The organism is Pseudomonas sp. RA_105y_Pfl2_P56 (assembly GCF_963970845.1).
GTDB classification, from domain to species: domain Bacteria; phylum Pseudomonadota; class Gammaproteobacteria; order Pseudomonadales; family Pseudomonadaceae; genus Aquipseudomonas; species Aquipseudomonas baetica_A.
In genome coordinates this window covers 17,067-38,631 of sequence record NZ_CAXAPL010000020.1, presented here as the reverse complement: position 1 = coordinate 38,631, position 21,565 = coordinate 17,067, and the positions used below count along the sequence as shown (strand labels likewise).

Below are 21,565 nucleotides of genomic sequence, written 5' to 3'. Positions count from 1 at the left end.
ACACACAGTCTGTCTGCAATTCAATGTCGCCCCGTCATGTGAATGGCGGGGGGCTTTTGTCTTTCTGATCCCAGAGGGGTTTTGACTGATCAAATGCAATCGCGAGCCTGCTCACTACAGGGGAATGAATTTCAGATTGGGGAGGACGCTTGCTCCCGAAAGGCCGCTACCGTCAGCGAAAATTCAATGCCGCTTGATAAACCCGGTCAACGCCGCCAGCGCTTCGGGTGAGCGCAACCGCTGAGTAAACAGTGCGCCCTCCTCTTCGATCACTTGGCGGATCTGCTCGCGATCCGGCGCTTTCATCAATTGTTTGCTGATGCGCACCGCTTCGGGCGGTAATTCGTCGAAGCGCAGCGCCATCTCCCGCGCCTTGGCCAATGCCGCTTCGCCGCTGCCCAACGCTTCGCTGGCAATGCCCCAGGCCGCGGCCTGCTCACCGCTGAAACCTTCACCGAGCAACAACAACTCTGCTGCTTTGGCCTGGCCAAGCAAGCGCGGCAGGATCAGGCTGGAGCCGAACTCGGGGCATAACCCAAGGTTGACGAATGGCATGCACAACCGTGCATCGCGACTGACATAGACCAGATCGCAATGCAGCAACAGCGTGGTGCCGATGCCCACCGCTGCGCCGGCCACAGCCGCGATCACCGGTTTTCGGCATTCGAGCAGGCCCTGCATGAAGTGGAACACCGGGCTGTCGAGGTCACTGGGCGGTTGCTGGATGAAGTCGGCGATGTCATTGCCGGCCGTAAAGCATTCGCTGCTGCCGGTGATCAGTACGGCGTTGATGTCGGGGTCGCTGTCGGCCTGCTTCAACGCCTCGGCGAGACGGCTGTACATGGCGCGGGTCAGGGCGTTTTTCTTGTCCGGGCGATTGAGGCGCAGGGTCAGTAAACCGCGCTCGCGTTCCAGCAGGATGGCTTCGGTCATGGCGTGTCTCGCGTCTGATGGATCAGCGCTCAACCACGGCTGAGGAATACGTCGGCCAGCAGTTGATTGCGCGGCAATCCGGCCAGGTACAGACGCCGGGCGAAGGCGTCGACACTGGCCGTCGAGCCGCAGACTAAGGCCAGGGTTTGCCGGGAAACAAGGCGCAGTTGCGCCAAAGCGGCGGGCGCCTCGGCCGCCGTCCATAGCTCGACGGTCAGGTTTTCACGCTGGGTGGCCAGTGCGCCAAGGGGTTTGGCCAGATAATGCTCACTGGCGTCATGGGCCAGGTGAATGACGCGGATGGCGCCCTGGTGATCCTGACGCAGCGCTTCACGTAAGACACCGAACAACGGGCCGAGGCCTGTACCCGCCGCCAGCAGCCACAACGGTCGGGTATGCCAGTCGGCGTCGTATTGCAACGCACCACCGCGCAGTTCGCCGAGGCGGATCGGGTCGCCGATCTGCAGACAACGTGCCGCGTCGCTGAACTCCCCGGGCTGGCGGCAATCGAGGTGAAACTCCAGAAAACGGTCTTCTTCCGGCAGGCTGGCCAGCGAATACGGACGTGCGATGTGATTGATCCACAACACCAGATGTTGCCCGACGCTGTAGCGCAGCGGGCGCTGCGGACTCAGACGCAAACGCAGAACGCTGTCGCTCAGCCAGTCCAGCGCCTCGACAACTGCCGGGCGTCCGTCCGTCGCCGGATCGAAGGTGTGCACCTGCAAGTCTTCGACAACCTGGCACTGACAAGCCAGCCGCCAACCCTGCTGGCGCTGTTCGGCACTCAAGGCATCCGGGCGATTGTCGGCCGGCAGGCCTTGCACGCACTGCACCAGGCAGGCATGACAACGGCCGGCGCGGCAGCTATATGGCACCGGCACGCCGTTCTGATTGAGGGCATCGAGCAGGTTGCTACCCGCCGCTACCGACCAGTTCTGCTGACCCACACGAAGCTCAGGCATCTACGTTCTCCCAGGCTGCCGCACAGCGATTGCGCCCGTCACGCTTGGCTCGATAGAGCGCCTGGTCGGCGCGCTGCAAGGCGTCATCCAGATCATCGCCCAAGGTCAACAGGGTCATGCCGGCCGAGAGGCTGAGATCACGCACATTCACGCCGACCAATTCGACGTCGGTAAAGGCCACGCGCAGACGTTCGCAGCAGGCGGTCAGGCGTTCGGCGTCGCAGTCGGGCAGCAACACCACGAATTCCTCACCACCATAACGCGCCAATACGTCGCCGTCGCGCAGACACGCTTGGGCGACACCGGCAAAGGCCTGCAGCACCTGATCGCCGGCGGCGTGACCGTGCAGGTCGTTGATGCGCTTGAAATGGTCGAGGTCGATCAGCGCCAGGCCGTGCACCGCTTCGCTGTCCATCGCATTCAGTTCACGCGAGGCCAGACGCAAAAAGTGTCGACGATTGAACAGCCCGGTCAACTCGTCGGTGGCGACCAGGTCTTCGAGCTGGCGCATCATCCCGCGCAAGGTGTCCTGATGTGCCTGCAAGGCAAACCGGCGCTGGCGTATGCGTTGACGCGAAACCTGAACAAAGCGCGCATAAATCACCAGCCACGCCAGCACCATCGCCAGGATGCACACTTGCAGCACGGCGAGCGCTGGCTCCGGCAGGCGGAAGTGGTATCCGTCCCACAGGGTAATCGCGCAGAAACTGAAGAACACCAACAGGGCACAGCGGATGAACGCCCGTCGGCTCAGATGAAACAGACCGAACAGCAGGATCAGCACGTAGAACACCAAAAACGCGCCCCGGGCCTCGTCCAGATGAGCGATCAGCCACGTCTGCCAGCCGAGCCCGAGCAGCACTTGCGCTTCGGTCAGGCTGGGGTCGGCAAAACGCATATTGCGTCCGCTCCAGAACAGGCCGAACAAGGTGGCTTGGCTGATCACCACCAGCGTACTGCCGATGGTCACAGCACGCAGGGACTCGCCGAAATGACCGGTAAAAAACGCCAGCCACAGCAGCAGCAAAGCCAATCCATAGGTGGCTGCAGCGAGGGCGAAGCGTTTAAGCAAAAGACGTTGAATGGCGTTATGGGTCAATCGTTGACTCACCGTGCGATTGGAGGCTGACCGAGTGTCCTACCCTACAGACCGGCTGCCACTTTAGTGGCGTAGTCGATAAATGACCATTGATTTTCGGGCCGGATAATTGGCGTCAAAAGCGTGGCCTCAAAAGCCCCTCACCGCCCTGGGAGACAGGGCCTGACTGAAGGGCAAGGATCTCGATTTGCCAATGCAATCCCCCGCCCCCCGTCAAGCCATTCGACCAACGAATGAATCCCGGCGCGTGTATGCCCCACCGAGGCGCGGTATACTGCCGCGCCTTTTTAGCGTCGCGCCAGCAGCCCCGGCGTGCCCGGCCCAAAGGGCCAGCTTCAAGTTGCAAGCTCAAGGCCGCAAGCTCAAACAGTCCACGTACTGCCTTTGACTTGCCGCTCGAAGCTCGAAGCTCAAAGCTGCCCTATTAAAATGTTCCCGTCTTTTAGAGGAGCGCGACTCATGACCGTGATCAAGCAAGACGACCTGATTCAGAGCGTTGCCGACGCCCTGCAGTTCATTTCCTATTACCACCCCGTGGATTTCATCCAGGCGATGCACGAAGCCTACCTGCGCGAAGAATCGCCAGCGGCCCGTGACTCGATGGCGCAGATCCTGATCAACTCGCGCATGTGCGCCACCGGCCACCGCCCGATCTGCCAGGACACCGGTATCGTCACCGTGTTCGTGCGCGTCGGCATGGACGTACGCTGGGATGGCGCCACCATGGGCCTGGACGACATGATCAATGAAGGCGTGCGCCGCGCCTACAACCTGCCGGAAAACGTCCTGCGTGCCTCGATCCTCGCCGACCCGGCGGGCGCTCGTAAAAACACCAAGGACAACACCCCGGCAGTCATCCACTACTCCATCGTCCCGGGTAACACCGTGGAAGTGGACGTGGCGGCCAAGGGCGGCGGTTCCGAGAACAAATCGAAAATGGCCATGCTCAACCCGTCCGACTCGATCGTCGACTGGGTACTGAAGACCGTTCCGACCATGGGCGCTGGCTGGTGCCCACCGGGCATGCTCGGCATCGGCATCGGCGGCACCGCCGAGAAAGCCGCGGTCATGGCTAAAGAAGTGTTGATGGAATCCATCGACATCCACGAACTCAAGGCCCGTGGCCCGCAGAACCGCATCGAAGAAATGCGTCTGGAGCTGTTCGAGAAGGTCAACCAGTTGGGCATCGGCGCCCAGGGCCTCGGCGGCCTGACCACCGTGCTCGACGTGAAGATCATGGACTACCCGACCCACGCCGCCTCCCTGCCGGTGTGCATGATCCCGAACTGCGCTGCCACCCGTCACGCGCACTTCGTGCTCGACGGTTCCGGCCCGGCTTCGCTGGAAGCGCCACCGCTGGACGCCTACCCGGAAATCGTCTGGGAAGCCGGCCCGTCGGCCCGTCGCGTCAACCTCGACACCTTGACCCCGGAAGACGTGCAGAGCTGGAAGCCGGGCGAAACCGTGCTGCTCAACGGCAAAATGCTCACCGGTCGCGACGCGGCGCACAAGCGCATGGTCGAGATGCTGAACAAGGGTGAAACCTTGCCGGTGGATCTGAAAGGTCGCTTCATCTACTACGTCGGCCCGGTTGATCCGGTCGGTGACGAAGTGGTGGGCCCGGCAGGTCCGACCACGGCAACGCGGATGGACAAGTTCACCCGTCAGATCCTTGAGCAAACCGGTCTGCTGGGCATGATCGGCAAGTCCGAGCGCGGCCCGACTGCGATCGAGGCGATCAAGGACAACAAAGCCGTGTACCTGATGGCGGTCGGCGGCGCGGCTTACCTGGTGGCGCAAGCGATCAAGAAGTCCAAAGTGCTGGCGTTTGCCGAACTGGGCATGGAAGCGATCTACGAGTTCGAGGTCAAGGACATGCCAGTGACGGTTGCTGTCGACAGCAAAGGCGAGTCGGTACACATCACCGGCCCTGCGATCTGGCAACAGAAGATCAGCCAAAGCCTGGCGGTAGAAGTGCAGTAAGCGTTTCATCGCGGCAAACGAAGCCGGCCCGTCTCACGACGGGCCGGTTTTTTTGTGCCTACGCCCCCGACATCCGGCCCCAACCATTGCTTTGGCGATAAAAACCGCGCCAATGCACACAATTTGATCTTATTGACCTGTCAGATCTGACAGGTTACGCCTCGTCCGATTCTTGGTAGCGTCCAATCAACTACGCCACCCCAAGTGCACCGGACGCAATCATGGCCGAACAAGAGCTGAGCATCGTTACACCCTCCATTGCCAAAAGCTCGACGATCGCCACGATCGGCAAAAGTTGGGGCGCGGTCGGCCCTACGGGTGCCGCCTCATTCGTACTGCCTTTGCCGACATCCGCCGGGCGAGGCTGGGATCCGCAACTGTCCCTGTCCTACAGCAGCCAGACCGGCAATGGTCCATTCGGCATCGGCTGGGGACTGGGCCTCAGTGAGATCAGCCGACGTACCAGCAAGGGCGTGCCGCACTACACCGATCACGATGAAATCATCGGCGCCGATGGTGAGGTGTGGATGCCGGAACTGGAAGCCGACGGCACGATCAAGTCGCGCCTTGAATCCACCTATGACGGCGATGACGTCGGCCCGCACAGCGTGGTGCGCTACTGGCCACGGGTGGAAGGTGATTTTGCGTTGCGTGAATACTGGCAGCGCGCGCCGGGTTCAGGAGAGGGGGTTGCGCCGGGTTTCTGGCTGATACACGGCGCCGACGGTTCGCTGCATGTCTACGGCAAAACAGAGAATTCACGCAGCGCAGACCCGGACGACCCGCAGCGCATTGGCGCCTGGCTGCTCTGCGAAAGCATGAACGCTCGCGGTGAACACATCGGTTACGTGTACAAGGCCGATGATCAGGATCCCGACCCCGTCCACGACTACCGTGCCCAGCGCTATCTGGAGCGGGTGCACTACGGCAACTTCACCGCGAGCCAAAAACTGTATGCCTGGGAGTTGGAGGATACCGCGCCGCCACAGTGGCATTTTCAGCTGTTGTTTGACTACGGTGAGCGCACCACGTCGCTGACCGAGGTTCCGGTGTATGACGGCGCTACCCTCAAGCCGTGGCTCAACCGCGCAGACCGCTTCTCGACCTACGGGCAGGGCTTTGAGGTGGGCACCCGCAGGCGTTGCCAGCAAGTGCTGATGTTCCACCGCTTCCCCACGAAAGCGGACGACTCGCCGAAACTGGTACGTCGTCTGCTGCTGGAATACCGCGACCCGCAAACCGTGACGCAATGGGCCTTCAGCCAGATCGCTGCGGCCCATTATCAGGCCTTTGATGCCAGTGGCTTTGTCGAGAACTCGCCGCCGGTGGAGTTCGACTACTCGCCCTTCGACCTCAATAAAACCTCAGCTCGTTTGTTCGAGTCACAAACCCAGCCAGGCATTGAAGACGGCAACTTCTACCAGTGCGTTGACCTCTACGGTGAAGGCATTCCTGGGTTTCTCTGCCGCTATGACCAGGGCTGGTATTACCGCGAACCATTGCGTGCCACACCGCAAACCGACGACATCGACTACGGGCCCTGGAGGCAACTGGACAAGATCCCGGTGGCCGATCGCAACCGCGCGGTACAGCAATTGCTCACCGATCTGACCGGTGACGGACGCCTGGACTGGATCACTGCGCAGCCGGGCATCAGTGGTTTCCGTACGCTGAATGCACAGCGTAACTTCGCCGACTTCGTCCCCTTCGACAAATTCCCGCTGGAGTTTTTCAACACCCTGTCGACACTCGGCGACTTGAGTGGAGACGGTTTGAGTTCCGTTGCATTGATCGGCCCGAACTCGGTGCGGCTGTACGCCAACCGCCGCGAGCAGGGCTTTGCCGCGGCTCAAGACGTCGATCACAAGCCTGACGACGACCGCTTGCCGTTGTTCAGTGATTCACCCACCGAACTGGTACTGCTGGGCAACTTGCTGGGCAGCGACATGCCCGAGCTAAGCCGCATCCGCCATGACGAAATCACATGCTGGCCCAATCTGGGCCACGGTACGTTTGGCGAAGGTCGCAAGATCAGCGACTTGCCCTTCACTTACGAGCAATTCGATTCGTCGCGCGTACGCCTCGCCGACCTCGACGGCTCCGGTGCCTCGGCGCTGATCTATCTGCAATCCGACACTTTCGAGATTTATCTGAACCGCGGCGGCAATGGTCTGGAGCAGATTCCCGTCACCGTGCCGTGGCCCGAAGGCGTGCGTTATGACCGCCTTTGCCAGGTGAGCTTCGCCGACCTGCAAGGGCTGGGCTGCGCCAGCCTGATCCTGACGGTGCCGTACGTTCAACCGCAGCATTGGCGTTACGACTTCGTGCCGGCAAAGCCTTATCTGCTGACGTCCAGCAACAACAATATGGGCTGCAGTGCCAGCGTGGTCTATCGCAGTTCCGCACAGGAATGGCTCGATGAAAAACAACGAATACTGGAACTCAACCAAATACCGGTCTCGAACCTGCCGTTCCCGGTGGCCGTGGTGAAAAAACAGCAGCAACTGGATGAGGTCACCGGGAACTGCCTGACCCAGACATTTACTTGGCGCGAAGGTGTCTACGACAGCAAGGACCGCGAGTTCCGTGGCTTTGGTCAGTTGCAGCAGACCGACAGCGAAAGCGCCACCGGCGATGACGATGTCGGGTTCAGCGACCCCGTACGGGTCTGCACCTGGTTCCATACTGGGCAATCGATGGATCGGCCCCGCGACTTTTATTTCAACGAAGACGCACAGGCTGTTGCACTGGGCAAGACGCTGTTCAGCCGTTATCACGCTGCCGACGAAGTCGACGAACCGATCGAGCCACACGACGCCGACAGCCAATACCAGATTTCCCGGGCGCTGGTCGGGGCGGTCACCCGCATCGAAACCTATGCCGATGCCCAGGTCGACGAACCAGGCATTGCCACGCCGTATGCTGTGCAGGAGATGCGCTATCTGGTACGCGAAGTGCGCCCCAAGGGTTCGTATGCGGCAGCGACTTTACTGCCGCTGATGCTGGAAAAAATCAGCTACCAGTACGACCGGTTTATCGAGGATCCACTGTGCCGTCACGAGGTCAACCTGCGCTGGAACGAGTACGGGCTGTCGACCCACGCACTGACGGTAAGTTATGCACGTCGCCTGACCCGTGAAGACTCGCCGCCATTTACCGACCCGGATGAACAACAGTGGTGGCGCGACGCCCATGACGAGGCGCAGCAGTTGTTCTATCTGAGCGAAACCCGTTCCTGCTTCATCGACCTGAATGAAGATCCTCAGCATTGGCGACTGGGCTTGCCATACCAACTGCGCAGCAATGCGTTGGTTCTGCCCAAAGGCACGCTGCCGACCGGTCTTTCGCCGGCACAGGTCTCTTTCGACCAACTGAGGGATCATCAGGATTCGCCGCACTGGAACTCCGAGCGCGTATTGACGACCCAGTCCGTGCAGCGCTACGTGAAAACCGACGGCACGCTGCTGGCCGACGGCGTTGCCGAATTCGAAGCACTGGCAGGCCCGCTGGAACTGGCGCAACTGGACAAGATTGCACTGGACGCTTACGGCGTCCTGCCGCCGCCGTTCGACATCCGCGCCGAACTGGAGAGGATCGGTTACACGCCAATGCAGTTTCTGTTCTGGTCCCCCCCCTTGACTGGGACGGAACACGACTTGTGGTCGTCAACGTTCTCCATCGCCGAATACGCCGACCTCCAAGGCTTTTACAAAGTGCTCGGTTACCGCGAAACCCCCAGCCACGGCACGACCAGGGCCGAATACGACGATTACCATTTGGCACTCACGCGTATCGTGCTGCCCGACGGCTGCACCACCAGCATCGATTACGACTATCACGCCCTGCAACCACTGCGCATCATCGATCCCAACGACAACGTTGAAGAGGCGATTTACGAACCTTCCGGGCAACCGTTGGCCACCAGTTTTTACGGCACCGAAAAGGGTGTCGCCGCGGGTTTCAGACCGCTGAGCGAATACGATCGTCCGGCGGATCATCACCCGGACCCGGCCATCGAAAATCCGGCGCTGGCGGTGCAAAAAGCCGCCAGCACCCTGCGCAAGGACTTGTTCAGCTGGATGGGTGTCGTTGCTGCGACCGAGCCGTGGGTGAACGAGGGATACCTGTTGCCCAGCGGACATATTCGGGCTAGCGCGCGTCAAAGGCTTGCACGACGCAACACGCTGACGTCACCAGAACAGGCCTTGCTTGAAGCGATCACATCGGCTCACCGGGAGCCGGTGCACAGCGTCGTGCTGAGCGCCGACCGTTACCCCGACGACGAGATCCCCGCACAAATCCAGATCATCAAGGCCTGCGTCGATGGTTTTGGCCGGGCGTTGCAAACCCAGCAACTTGTAGACCCGGGCATGGCGTACAAGGTGGTGGATGGCTCACTCGTCGTTCAAGACGGCCAGTATGTCGAGGTACATGCCGATCCGCGCTGGCGCATCAGCCAACGCGTGGAATACAACAACAAGGGGGAACCGAATCGCCAGTTCCGAGCGTTTTTGGCCAATGTGCATGGCTACATCAAGGATCAATCCCTTCGCGAACTCGGCTACTTCGATCAACTGTTCTATGACGCTTTGGGACGGCAGATAAAACTGATCAACGCCAAAGGCGAGTTCTCCCGCGAGACCTACCATCCCTGGTACCACATCAGCGAAGACTTCAACGACACCGCCGAGCCTTCGCCCGAAACAATGGTTCCACGGTCATGACCGCCAGTGAGCATTGGCGTACACCCACGCTCTCGGTGAGCGACGGCCGGGGCCTGCCTGTTCGGCAGGTCGCTTACTTGCGTACCGTTGCACAAACCACGCCTCTGGTGAACCGTCAGCAGCATGATGCGGTGGGACGGCTGGTGGCGCAGTGGGATCCGCGCCTGTTGGTTCCGTGCCAGACCACGGTGTATGCCTTGAGCGGTGCCGCGCTGAAATCCGACAGTGTCGACGCCGGCTGGCGCTTGAACCTGCCCGGGCTGGCGGGCGAGCCGCGCAAGCGTTGGGACGAGCGCGACCACCAATGGCTCACGGCCTTCGATAACCAGTTGCGTGTGGTGGCGATCGAACAGAACGGTGAGGTCGAAGCTTTCACCTACGCCGATGCCTCGGCCGATGCCGGGCACAACCTGCGCGGTCAGTTGCTGGCGCACAAAGACAATGGCGGCACGCTGCACACCGACAGCTTCGCCCTGTCCGGCCAGCCGATGCAGGAAACCCGCACCTTTGGCGATGGCGAAGCCTTCACCAGTCAACGGGTGTTCAGCCCCCTGGGTGCCGTACTGGAACAGACCGATGCCGGCGACCATCGGCAGCAGTCGCGCTATGGCCTGGCCGGGCAACTCAAGCAGGTGCAATTGCTGATCAACGGCCAGCCCGACTGGCAGCCGGTTCTGCTCGATGCGCAATACAACGCCGCCGACCAGATCATCGAACAGCAGGCCGGTAACGGCGTGCTCAGCCAATGGACTTACGATCCGGCCGATGGTCGCCTGCACACCCAGCGCAGCCGCAAAGCTGCCGGTGCGGTCTTGCAAGACTTCGAATACTTTTACGACCCGGTCGGCAATATCACCCGCATTGAAGACCACGCCTTCCAGCCGGTGTGGTTTGCCAACCAGCTCATCGAGGGTCACCGTGATTTCTGCTACGACTCGCTGTACCGACTGACCTGCGCCACCGGCTATGACGACGGCCCGCTCTCGGACATTCCCGGCCTGCCGCAACCGACCGACCCGAACAACCGCCTCAACTACACCCAGACCTATGAGTACGACCCCGGTGGGAACCTGATCAAGTTGTGCCACGTACGGGCCGGAGCCAATCACACCGTCCAGATGTGTATCGACTCGACCAGCAACCGCGGCGTGCGCTGGAAACCGGGCGACCCGCCCCCTGACTTCGACAAGCTGTTCGACCGCCACGGCAATCTGCAGACGCTGGCTACCGGGGACATGCAATGGAACGTGCGAGACGAGCTGGCCTGCGTGACGCTGATCCACCGTGAAGACGCTCGCGACGACGCCGAGCACTACCACTACAGCCAAGGCGTACGGGTGTTCAAACGTCATGAAACCTTTACCGACACCGCCGAACACTTCCATCAGGTGCGCTATTTACCGGGGCTGGAAATTCGCACAAAGGACAATGGCGAGGTGTTGCACGTCATCAGTGTTGGCAATGTGCGCTGCCTGCACTGGACGAAAAATCCCCCGCCAGGCGCCGAAAACAATCAACGCCGCTACAGCCTCGACGATCACCTGGGCTCCTGCGTGATGGAACTGGATCAGAACGCCCAAGTGATCAGCCACGAAGGCTATTACCCGTTTGGTGCCACGGCGTGGATGGCTACCCGATCGGCGATTGAGGTCAGTTACAAATTCATTCGCTATTCGGGCAAGGAGATGGACGCCAGCGGTTTTTATTACTACGGCGCCCGTTATTACGCGCCATGGGTGCAACGCTGGATCAGCGCTGATCCTGCCGGCGATGTGCAGGGTTTGAATCTGTACACCTTCGTGTCGAACAACCCGATGATTTACGTTGATCCTGATGGACAAAAGGGGTTCGATTTCAATCGGATCGCGAGCCTGTTTCGAACCACAGCCAGTGTCGCAAACCAGGTACATGACACTGCCGACAGATTTGATGGTCCTGATGATGAAGCGGATGTCAGCCAGGAAATCCGTGACAACATGACCTTCCGCCGCTTCCTTTTCTCCAAGAAGGGGATGGGAGCCTTCAGTCTGGGGTTCACGGTCGGGGGCGTCGTCGGCGGAGTGGCCGGATCATTCGCCCCCGTCATCGGCAATACGATAGGCGGCTTCATCGGTGGTTTAGTGGGTGGATTGGGGGCGGCGTATGTCCGTTACCGCTTTTTCAAGCGTGGCATCCGCGTGACAGAAACCCTACACACTGCTGACATCCGTGATGCCATACAGGCCGTCGCCGAAGGAGCCAACGATGTCGCCAACGGCACAATCCCCCAGATCATTCAGGACAACCTGAACCAGATCCGGCAATCAGCCACAGAGGCGCTGCTGGAAAAGGTCAAGGAGATGTCCCCGCTGGATCAACTTGAATTCACAGAAATGGTGGAGGCTGGCCACTCAATCGCTGACGCATACCGCTCAGTATCAGGTCTGGCAGCGGCGGCATCTCGCGGCATTCAGGACGGACTGGAAGCAGTCCAGGAAATACATGACAACCTCAGTGAAGCAGAGCAAGCGAACCATCGCCTCCAGGCGATGATGGACAACATCGCTGCGCAGCCGATGGCGCAACCCATGACCAGGCCCGTGCCCAAACCCCGGACGAAATTCATTCGTCGGGCGTCTGTCGGCGAAACCGTCGTGTGACATCCATGGCCGCTCCGATCAGCGCGCCGGTCCACCCCCGCCCATGCTATCGTGCCCGCCCGACCTGCCACCCGTCTGCCCAGCATGCTGCCGACTTCCCGTACTTTGCGTCTGTCGTTGTATACCCTGCTGATCATCGCCGGTGCCGCGCTCGCGGCCACTCTGGCCATCCGCCACGCCGAACGGCAGGCGCTGGAGGAGGACGCGACCCGCGCCAACCAGCAACTGGCGTTGTACGCCAATTCATTGCACACCCTGATCGACCGCTATCGCGCCCTTCCCGATGTGCTGGCGCTGGACCCGCAATTGCGGTCGGCACTGGCCGGCCCGGTCGATGCCGAGGAACAAGCGGCCCTTAATCTGAAGCTGGAAAAGATCAACGGTGCGGCGCAGTCCTCGACCCTGGAACTGCTCGACCACACCGGCCTCGCCGTGGCTGCCAGCAACTGGCGGCTGCCGAGCAGTTACGTCGGCCACAACTACGGTTTTCGCCCCTATTTCAGTCAGACCCGTACCCAGGGCAGCGGGCGTTTTTACGCCGTGGGCGTGACCAGCGGGATTCCCGGCTACTTCCTCTCCAGCGCGGTGCTCGGCGATAACAATGAGTTCCTGGGGGCGATGGTGGTCAAGCTGGAATTCCCCGAACTTGAACGCGAATGGAGCCAGGGCAACGACACGCTATTGGTCAGCGATGCGCGCGGCATCATTTTCATCGCCAACCAGCCCGGCTGGCGCTATCGCTCGTTGCGACCGTTGAGCGCCAGCGATCTGGCCGAGATCAAGGCCACCCGTCAGTACGACAAACAGTCGCTGGTGCAACTGACCCATCTGTCGCTACGCCTTTTCGATGACAACAGCGAACTGCGCCGGGTCGAAGGTCCGCAAGGCACAGCAGATTATTTGTGGGAATCGCTGCCGCTGGCCGCCGAAGGCTGGACGCTGCACCTTTTGCGTCGCCCGCAAGTGGCGTTCGAAGACCTGCGCAACGCCGGGCTCGCCGCTGCCGGCGTGTGGCTGGCGCTGGTGTTTCTGCTGCTGTTTCTCAACCAGCGCTGGCGCCTGTCGAAAATCCGCCAGCGCAACCGTGAAGAGCTGGAGCAACTGGTCGAGGAACGCACTCGCGAGTTGCGCACCGCACAGGACGGTCTGGTGCAATCGGCCAAACTCGCGGCATTAGGCCAGATGTCCGCCGCACTCGCCCACGAAATCAATCAACCGCTGACCGCTCAGCGCATGCAACTGGCGACGCTGCGCCTGCTGCTCGACCATGGCCGGGTCGATGACGCCTATAAGGCACTCAAACCGGTAGACGATATGCTCACGCGCATGGCCGCCCTCACCGGCCACCTGAAAACCTTCGCCAGAAAAAGCCCCGGCGGTTTGCGCGAGCGCCTGGATCTGGCGACGGTGGTTGATCAGTCCCTGCAACTGCTCGATGCGCGGCTGCGCGACGAACAGGTCAGTCTGGTGCTGCACCTGACTCGTCCGGCGTGGGTACGCGGTGATGCGATCCGTCTGGAACAAGTGCTGATCAACCTGTTGCGCAATGCGCTCGATGCGATGCAAGGCAAACCGTGCAAGCGTCTGGAAATACGCCTGCAGGCCGATGAGCAACTGTGGCAACTGAGCGTCAGCGACAATGGTGGCGGCATTGCCGCAGAGCATCTGAACCAGGTATTCGATCCGTTCTTCACCACCAAACCGGTGGGCGACGGTCTGGGTCTGGGCCTGGCGGTATCTTTCGCCATCGTCCATGAGTCCGGTGGACGTTTGAGTGTGGAAAATGGCGAGACCGGTGCGGTGTTCACCCTGTCTGTGCCGATCGATCTGGAGGCACGTATCTGATGCTCAATTCGGTAATGGTGGTCGATGACGAAAGCAGCATTCGCAGCGCAGTCGAGCAGTGGTTGAGCCTGTCGGGCTTTGAGGTGCAACTGTTCAGCCGCGCCGAAGAATGCCTCGCCGCACTGCCCGCGCACTTTCCCGGAGTGGTCCTCAGCGATGTGCGCATGCCCGGTCTCAGTGGTCTGGAACTGCTGGCCGAGGTGCAGCGCCGCGATGCCGACTTACCGGTGATTCTGCTCACCGGTCACGGCGATGTGCCGATGGCGGTCGACGCGATGCGCGACGGCGCCTACGACTTTCTGGAAAAACCGTTCAGCCCGGAAACATTGCTCGGCAGCCTGCGCCGGGCCTTGGAAAAACGCCGGTTAATCCTGGAAAACCGCGCCCTGCACGAGCAGGCCGACAACCGCGCCAAACTCGATGCGACGTTACTCGGCGTGTCCCGTGGGTTGCAGACGCTACGCCGGCAGGTACTGGATCTGGCAGCGTTGCCGGTCAACGTGCTGATCCGTGGCGAAACCGGCAGCGGCAAAGAGTTGGTGGCGCGTTGTCTGCACGATTTCGGCCCGCGTGCGGACAAACCATTCGTGGCGCTCAACTGCGCGGCGATCCCGGAGCAATTGTTCGAGGCCGAACTGTTCGGCCATGAAAGCGGTGCGTTTACCGGGGCGTCCGGCAAGCGCATCGGCAAGCTCGAATACGCCGATGGCGGCACGCTGTTTCTCGATGAAATCGAAAGCATGCCGCTGGCTCAGCAGGTGAAGTTGCTGCGGGTGTTGCAAGAGCAGAAGCTTGAGCGCCTGGGCTCGAACCAGAGTATTCGGGTGGATTTACGGATCGTCGCGGCGACCAAACCCGACTTGCTCGATGAAGCCCGGGCCGGACGTTTTCGCGAAGACCTGGCGTATCGCCTGAACATTGCCGAGCTGCGCCTGCCACCGTTGCGAGATCGCCGCGAAGACATTCCCTTGCTGTTCGAGACCTTCGCCCAGAATGCCGCTCTGCGTCTGGGCCGCACCTTTCCACCCTTGAGTGGTGCGCAGTTGAGTCATCTGCTCAGCCACGACTGGCCGGGCAACGTGCGCGAACTGGCCAACGTTGCTGAACGTCAGGTGCTGGGGCTGGATGAGCCGGCACCGGGAATTGATCCGGGGCAGTCGCTGGCAGCGCAGCAGGAGGCGTTTGAAGCGCAGTGCTTGCGCGCCGCGCTGACCCGGCACAAGGGCGATGTGAAAGCGGTGCTCGAAGAGCTGCAACTGCCGCGCCGCACGTTCAATGAAAAGATGCAGCGCCATGGGCTGACTCGGGAGATGTTTGTTCCAGGCAGTTGAATGTTGCGGTGCCGGTTCGGGCCACTTCGCGAGCAAGCCCGCTCCCACAGTGGTCGGCAGTGTTCACACGGTCTGTCCGGTGCAAGCGTGGCTTGCCCGTGAAGAGGCCGGCACAGGCAATAAAGACCTGCCCACCTCAATGAGCAATTTTCCGCTCACCACCCACCAGCCATAAGCGGATTTCCGCTCAAAAAAAACCGCCACCCCCTCTAAACCGGCCCTCTCCCCGTTGGCACAGCTCCTGCTATAGCCCCAGCAGGCTGCGTTTCTACGCGCTCCACAAAAACAATTAAACGAAGGATCCTTCAATGGATAACTCCAACGCCCTGCCTCTTGGGTCGGCTGCCGTGCCGGTCAAAGAACGAACCACCGCCAGCCGGATCAAGTCGATCTTCAGCGGTTCCGTCGGCAACATGGTCGAGTGGTACGACTGGTACGTCTATGCCGCCTTCTCGCTGTACTTCGCCAAGACCTTTTTCCCCGCGGGCTCTTCCACCGCGCAACTGATGAACACCGCCGCGATCTTCGCCGTGGGCTTCCTGATGCGCCCGATCGGTGGCTGGCTGATGGGCCTGTACGCCGACAAAGTCGGGCGCAAGAAAGCCCTGATGGCTTCGGTTTACCTGATGTGCTTTGGCTCCTTGCTGATCGCCCTGAGCCCCAATTACGAAACCATTGGCATCGGTGCACCGATCCTGCTGGTGTTTGCCCGTCTGCTGCAGGGCCTGTCGGTCGGCGGCGAATACGGCACCTCGGCCACCTACCTGTCGGAGATGGCGACCAAGGAACGTCGCGGTTTCTTCTCAAGCTTCCAGTACGTGACCCTGATCTCCGGCCAGCTCATCGCGCTGGGCGTGTTGATCGTGCTGCAACAGACCCTGACCACCGAGCAGTTGTACGCGTGGGGCTGGCGTATTCCGTTCGCCATCGGCGCGCTGTGCGCAGTCGTTGCGCTGTACCTGCGTCGCGGCATGGAAGAAACCGAGTCGTTCACCAAAAAAGAAAAAGCCAAGGAAAGCGCCATGCGCACCTTGATGCGTCACCCCAAAGAGCTGTTGACCGTGGTCGGCCTGACCATGGGCGGCACACTGGCGTTCTACACCTACACCACCTACATGCAGAAGTACCTGGTGAACACCGTCGGCATGAGCATCTCCGACTCGACCACCATTTCCGCGGCCACGCTGTTCCTGTTCATGTGCCTGCAACCGATCATCGGTGGCCTGTCGGACAAGATCGGTCGTCGTCCGATCCTGATCGCCTTCGGCGTGCTCGGTACGATCTTCACCGTGCCGATCCTGATGACCCTGCACACCATTCAAACCTGGTGGGGCGCGTTCTTCCTGATCATGGCAGCGCTGATCATCGTCAGCGGCTACACCTCGATCAACGCCGTGGTGAAAGCGGAATTGTTCCCGACTGAAATCCGTGCGCTGGGCGTCGGCCTGCCGTACGCACTGACCGTCTCGATCTTCGGCGGTACTGCCGAATACATCGCGCTGTGGTTCAAGAGCATTGGCATGGAAAGCGGTTATTACTGGTACGTCACCGCGTGCATCGCCGTGTCATTGCTGGTGTACATCACCATGAGAGACACCCAGAAGCATTCGCGGATCGTGACGGACTGATCGGGTTTCACAGCCACTGCAACGGTGGCTGTGCGGGTCCCTTCGCTGGCTTGCCAGCGAAGGGGTAACTCGGTATCAAGTCAACTCGGCAGTAGCGTGTTGTGTGCCATAACGTTTCTGCGCATAAGAAGCCCCCACGATCATCGCCAGCAGAATCCCCGCCAGCACCGCCGACGAACCAATGGTGCCGAAGTCCAGCCCACCCTTCTCATGAGACTTGGTCATCAAGTCGCCCAGCGTTGCGCCAAACGGCCGCGTCAATACGAACGCCACCCAGAACAACAACACTGTCGAAATCTTCGTGAAGTACTTGAGCAGCACCACCACAGCAATGGTAGAGCCGATCAGCAATGCGCCGCCGGCAAAACCAAGCCCCGAATCGTCGGCCAGGTAATCCCCAAGCGCGGTGCCCAGGGTGTTGGAAAACAGAATCGCCATCCAATAGAACATCTCGCCACGCAAGGTCTGCACCTTGCTGACATTGAGCGAGTCACCGCTCAGTCGCCACGCCGAGAAGATCGCCAACAGAATCGCGATCAGGATCATCGAACCGGTGGCGTAACCCAAATCCAGCGTGCGGTCCATGAAGTCGGACATGGTGGTGCCGGCGGTGCTGGTGGACAAAATCACGATCCAGTACAGCAGCGGCTTGTAGGTCTTGGCCATCAATTGCGTGATCAGCGTCAGGACGAACACGCTGATCAGAATCAACGAGCTGATCGCGTAGCCGACATTGAGGGTCATCGACAGCAAATCCCCCGCGGTTTCCCCCAGGGTCGTCGCGCAGATTTTCATGATCCAGAAAGCCAGGGTGATTTGAGGCAGTTTATTCATCGCGGGTAACGCTCCATTGTGTGACGGCCGGTTCTTGGTTTTCTGGCCGAGGGCAGACTGGCGTTGCAGCGGTGAAAAAGCGGTCGGGAATTCATGAAAAATCTGTCACAAACGGCAAAACAGCGATTAATCGCTGATTAATCCTGGCGCTGCATCCTGCCAACACCTGATCGATGACCTGCGTGTCGTTCGCTGCGAAGACGTAAGCGATTTAAATGCGCCGCCCTTAACATCAAATTAATCGATTGTTTTTAGCATTATTTTGCGCTTTTTAATCAGCTTTATTGGCGTAGCATTCAACCCATGCAAGACACACCCCCAACGAATCTGGAGTAACGAACATGAAAACCAAACTGATCCTCGCCCTGACCCTGTCCGTACTGGCCGCCAACACCTTCGCAGCCGACGGTTTTGATCGCACCGGCTCGGCCATTGCCGCCGACGGCTACGACCGCACCGGCTCCGCCATCGTCGCTCAAGACGGCTACGACCGCACCGGCTCCGCCACCGTCGCTCAAGACGGCTACGACCGCACCGGCTCCGCCACCGTCGCTCAAGACGGCTACGACCGCACCGGCTCCGCCACCGTCGCTCAAGACGGCTATGACCGCACCGGCTCCGCCACCGTCGCTCAAGACGGCTATGACCGCACCGGCTCCGCCACCGTCGCTCAAGACGGCTACGACCGCACCGGCTCCGCCACCGTCGCTCAAGATGGCTACGACCGCACCCAATCAGCTTCGATCAGCTGATAATTCATTAACCAGCGCACAGCCCGGCTTCGGCCGGGCTTAGTCATTTCTGGGGCAAACAAAATGTAGGGTTCCACACAAAAACCCTGTGGGAGCGGGCTTGCTCGCGAAGGCGTCCGTTCAGTCGATACTGATGGCAACTGACACGACCTCTTCGCAAACAAACCCACTCCACAAGATTTGCATTTGTCTGGAAATTGCATCACCCGGCTTGCACTATTGCCCCTACCCAATGCACTCCAGGATCCCAAGCCATGCCCGATGACATCCATTTCTACGAACCCGCCCACGGCCACGGTCTGCCCCACGATCCGTTCAATGCCATCGTCGGCCCCCGCCCTATCGGCTGGATTTCTTCGCAGGATGCCAACGGCCAGTTGAATCTGGCGCCCTACAGCTTCTTCAACGCCTTCAACTACATTCCGCCAATCATTGGTTTCTCCAGCGTCGGACGCAAAGACAGCCTGAACAACATCGAACAGACCGGCGAATTCGTCTGGAACCTCGCCACCCGCCCGCTGGCCGAGCAGATGAACCAGAGCTGCGCGATGGTTGCACCTGAGGTCAACGAGTTTGAATTGGCAGGCCTGACGACAGTCGCGTCAAAGGTGATTTCCGTGCCCCGCGTCGCCGAAAGCCCGGTGTCCTTCGAGTGCAAGGTCACGCAGATCATTCAGTTGCAACGTGCCGATGGCGAGACAGTGCCGAGCTGGCTGATCCTCGGCGAAGTGGTCGCCGTGCATATCGCCAAGTGGCTGTTGAAGGATGGGATCTACGACACCGCCGCGGCAGAACCGATTCTGCGCGGCGGCGGGCCGGCGGATTATTTCCAGCTGGGGCCTGAAGCCCTGTTCAAGATGTGGCGACCGGGGGCGGCCAAGTAACGGATTACCAGATCAGCTCGGCGTCTTCAGTGACGCCCTTGAGGCGATCCAGCTCATTGATGGCGGCGTCATCGGCGGCGATGGCGCCGGGGAATACCTGATCAGCCAGCAATTTGTGAAAGCGCGGTGCACCGCCATCCACCAGGGCCTTGACCGCGATTGCCGCGTAATAACCCTTGTTGCCACCCAGTTCGACGGGGACGACTGCGGATACTGCTTCGAAGTGTTCGAACTCTTTACGTGCCATGTCGCAAGTCCTGGCTCAGTCAATTAAGCCGGACATTAAACCCTCAACCGGCGAGTTTGTGTACCGGTGCCGAACACTGGCCAAGGGCCTGGGCTGCCGAGACATCCTTGAAGGTGTGGAAATCCAGACTGTTGACCACCAGCTCCTGCACCAACTCGGCGAAGATTTCCATCGACGGACTGCTGAAATACGCGGTCATCGTCTGCTGATTGCTCCAGAAACCGCAGACCAGCCACAACTCGGGATCACACTGCGAATGCTGCAAGGCAAAGCTCAGGCAACCGGGCGCGGCGCGGGACGGTTCGATCAATGCGCTCAGGCGCACACCGAGTTCCGCCGAGCGTCCGGCGCGCGCTCGAACGAAGGCCATATGACTGACGGGAATCTGCTTGGACATGTTCAACCCTCCCAGGGAGTCGCGTGGCAGCCGGGGACGGGCTGCGACAGGATCCAAGATTAAGGGGCGAGCGCCAGGGGCCGTTAGTCGATTCCTGCCGTCGCGTTGCACAATCCTGCGAGACTGCGCGTTGTCGCTGCAACCGTCTGCAAAACCTCGTCACATGGCTGTCACATGCGTTTCAAGCAAGTTCCAGGCTCTGCGTCCCGCTATGGGCGGGAACATGAGCAACACCGCGCAGAATCAGGCAAGCATTTCGCAGAATGTGTCTACCGTTCACGCTTGCACAAACATATGCTCTGCTCCACTCCACATCCCTTGCCGAGGATGCCGTGCATGACGTCATTCGATCCGATTCAAGCCCCACTCGACGCCGACATGGAAAAGCAACGCGCTGAACTGGCGGCGATCATTCGCCGCAACACCACGGACGATGGCAGTTACGCCACGGCCATCGGCTCGCTGTTCATGTCGCGCCACACAAAGTCCCACGACTTCGCCCCGGTGCTGGCACAACCCGCCCTGTGCATCATGGCTCAGGGTCGCAAAGAGGTGCGACTGGTCGACGAGTTCTTCAATTACGATCCGCTCAATTATCTGGTGGTCTCGGTCTCGATGCCGTTGAGCGGGCGCGTGGTCAACGTGTCGCCGCAAGATCCGATCCTCGCCGTGCGTCTGGACATCGACCCGGCTGAGATCACCGCACTGATCGCCGACGCCGGCCCGCTCGGTGTACCGACCCGGCCGACCGGACGCGGTTTGTACGTTGAAAAAATCGACAGTGCGATGCTCGACGCGGTGCTGCGTCTGGCCCGTTTGCTGGATGCGCCGAAAGACATCGCCATGCTCGCGCCGCTGATCCGTCGGGAGATTCTCTATCGCCTGCTGCGCAGCCCGCAGGGCCATCGACTGTATGAAATCGCGATTGCCAACAGTCAGAGCCACCGCATCAGCCAGGCCATCAAATGGCTTAACGGCAACTTCGAGCAACCGCTGCGCATTGACGATCTGGCCAAGGAAGTGAACCTCAGCGTGTCGACACTGCATCATCGTTTCAAAGCGATGACGGCGATGAGCCCGCTGCAGTATCAGAAGCAATTGCGCCTGCAAGAGGCGCGGCGTCTGATGCTGGCCGAAGGGCTGGAAGCGTCGGCGGCAGGGTATCGCGTGGGGTATGAAAGCCCCTCACAGTTCAGCCGCGAGTACAGCCGTTTGTTCGGCGCGCCGCCGTTGCGGGATCTGGCGCGGTTGCGGCAGTCGGTCTGATCCAGACTTTTTACTGTGTTCGCTGCCCTCATCGCCAG

15 protein-coding genes are annotated in these 21,565 nt (G+C 60.5%); 9 read left to right on the top strand and 6 right to left on the bottom strand.

Annotation, left to right across the window (positions count from 1 at the left end; all coding sequences use genetic code 11):
• Positions 1-183 precede the first annotated feature (183 nt).
• The 3 genes from AACY11_RS15385 to AACY11_RS15375 are packed head-to-tail and all read right to left on the bottom strand — an operon-like array spanning position 184 to position 2,997.
• Positions 184-933 carry an enoyl-CoA hydratase-related protein gene (locus AACY11_RS15385; RefSeq protein ID WP_339465227.1) on the bottom strand — a complete coding sequence of 250 codons (750 nt, stop codon included), beginning with the start codon at positions 931-933 and terminating at the stop codon, positions 184-186.
• A 29-nt stretch (positions 934-962) separates the two neighbouring features.
• On the bottom strand, positions 963-1,898 hold the full coding sequence (locus AACY11_RS15380; RefSeq protein ID WP_339495150.1) for an iron-sulfur-binding ferredoxin reductase: 936 nt from the start codon (positions 1,896-1,898) through the stop codon (positions 963-965).
• A complete protein-coding gene (locus AACY11_RS15375) occupies positions 1,891-2,997 on the bottom strand; it encodes a GGDEF domain-containing protein (protein ID WP_339495148.1) in 1,107 nt (368 codons plus the stop codon). The genes AACY11_RS15380 and AACY11_RS15375 overlap by 8 nt, the downstream gene beginning before the upstream one ends.
• A gap of 459 nt (positions 2,998-3,456) precedes the next feature.
• Here AACY11_RS15375 and AACY11_RS15370 point away from each other — a divergent pair, with 459 nt between their 5' ends.
• From AACY11_RS15370 to AACY11_RS15345, 6 genes are all read left to right on the top strand, one after another.
• Complete coding sequence (locus AACY11_RS15370) at positions 3,457-4,980, top strand: fumarate hydratase (protein WP_221730643.1); 1,524 nt, start codon at positions 3,457-3,459, stop codon at positions 4,978-4,980.
• Between the two features lie 221 nt (positions 4,981-5,201).
• Positions 5,202-9,704 carry a SpvB/TcaC N-terminal domain-containing protein gene (locus AACY11_RS15365; RefSeq protein WP_339495145.1) on the top strand — a complete coding sequence of 1,501 codons (4,503 nt, stop codon included), beginning with the start codon at positions 5,202-5,204 and terminating at the stop codon, positions 9,702-9,704.
• Positions 9,701-12,343, top strand: a complete 2,643-nt coding sequence (locus tag AACY11_RS15360; protein ID WP_339495143.1) for an RHS repeat-associated core domain-containing protein — start codon at positions 9,701-9,703, stop codon at positions 12,341-12,343. Before AACY11_RS15365 ends, AACY11_RS15360 begins: the two co-directional genes overlap by 4 nt.
• An 84-nt stretch (positions 12,344-12,427) precedes the next feature.
• Positions 12,428-14,188 carry an ATP-binding protein gene (locus AACY11_RS15355; protein ID WP_339495141.1) on the top strand — a complete coding sequence of 587 codons (1,761 nt, stop codon included), beginning with the start codon at positions 12,428-12,430 and terminating at the stop codon, positions 14,186-14,188.
• Complete coding sequence (locus tag AACY11_RS15350; protein ID WP_339495139.1) at positions 14,188-15,519, top strand: sigma-54-dependent transcriptional regulator; 1,332 nt, start codon at positions 14,188-14,190, stop codon at positions 15,517-15,519. The genes AACY11_RS15355 and AACY11_RS15350 overlap by 1 nt, the downstream gene beginning before the upstream one ends.
• Positions 15,520-15,827: 308 nt before the next feature.
• Positions 15,828-17,147: an MFS transporter gene (locus AACY11_RS15345; RefSeq protein WP_221734371.1), complete on the top strand. Its 1,320-nt coding sequence runs from the start codon at positions 15,828-15,830 to the stop codon at positions 17,145-17,147.
• 75 nt (positions 17,148-17,222) lie between these two features.
• On the opposite strand, the gene AACY11_RS15340 is transcribed toward AACY11_RS15345, so the two are convergent.
• On the bottom strand, positions 17,223-17,981 hold the full coding sequence (locus tag AACY11_RS15340; RefSeq protein ID WP_339434054.1) for a COG4705 family protein: 759 nt from the start codon (positions 17,979-17,981) through the stop codon (positions 17,223-17,225).
• Between the two features lie 341 nt (positions 17,982-18,322).
• Between AACY11_RS15340 and AACY11_RS15335 the strand changes: the two genes are divergently transcribed.
• A complete protein-coding gene (locus AACY11_RS15335) occupies positions 18,323-18,733 on the top strand; it encodes a heme utilization protein (RefSeq protein ID WP_339495137.1) in 411 nt (136 codons plus the stop codon).
• Between the two features lie 254 nt (positions 18,734-18,987).
• Positions 18,988-19,617, top strand: a complete 630-nt coding sequence (locus AACY11_RS15330) for a flavin reductase family protein (RefSeq protein WP_221732047.1) — start codon at positions 18,988-18,990, stop codon at positions 19,615-19,617.
• A gap of 4 nt (positions 19,618-19,621) precedes the next feature.
• Here AACY11_RS15330 and AACY11_RS15325 read toward each other — a convergent pair whose 3' ends face one another.
• Positions 19,622-19,864, bottom strand: a complete 243-nt coding sequence (locus AACY11_RS15325) for a hypothetical protein (protein ID WP_221732048.1) — start codon at positions 19,862-19,864, stop codon at positions 19,622-19,624.
• Positions 19,865-19,907: 43 nt separating this feature from the next.
• On the bottom strand, positions 19,908-20,261 hold the full coding sequence (locus AACY11_RS15320) for an antibiotic biosynthesis monooxygenase family protein (RefSeq protein ID WP_339495135.1): 354 nt from the start codon (positions 20,259-20,261) through the stop codon (positions 19,908-19,910).
• A gap of 336 nt (positions 20,262-20,597) precedes the next feature.
• Between AACY11_RS15320 and AACY11_RS15315 the strand changes: the two genes are divergently transcribed.
• On the top strand, positions 20,598-21,527 hold the full coding sequence (locus tag AACY11_RS15315; RefSeq protein ID WP_339434059.1) for an AraC family transcriptional regulator: 930 nt from the start codon (positions 20,598-20,600) through the stop codon (positions 21,525-21,527).
• Positions 21,528-21,565: the final 38 nt, after the last annotated feature.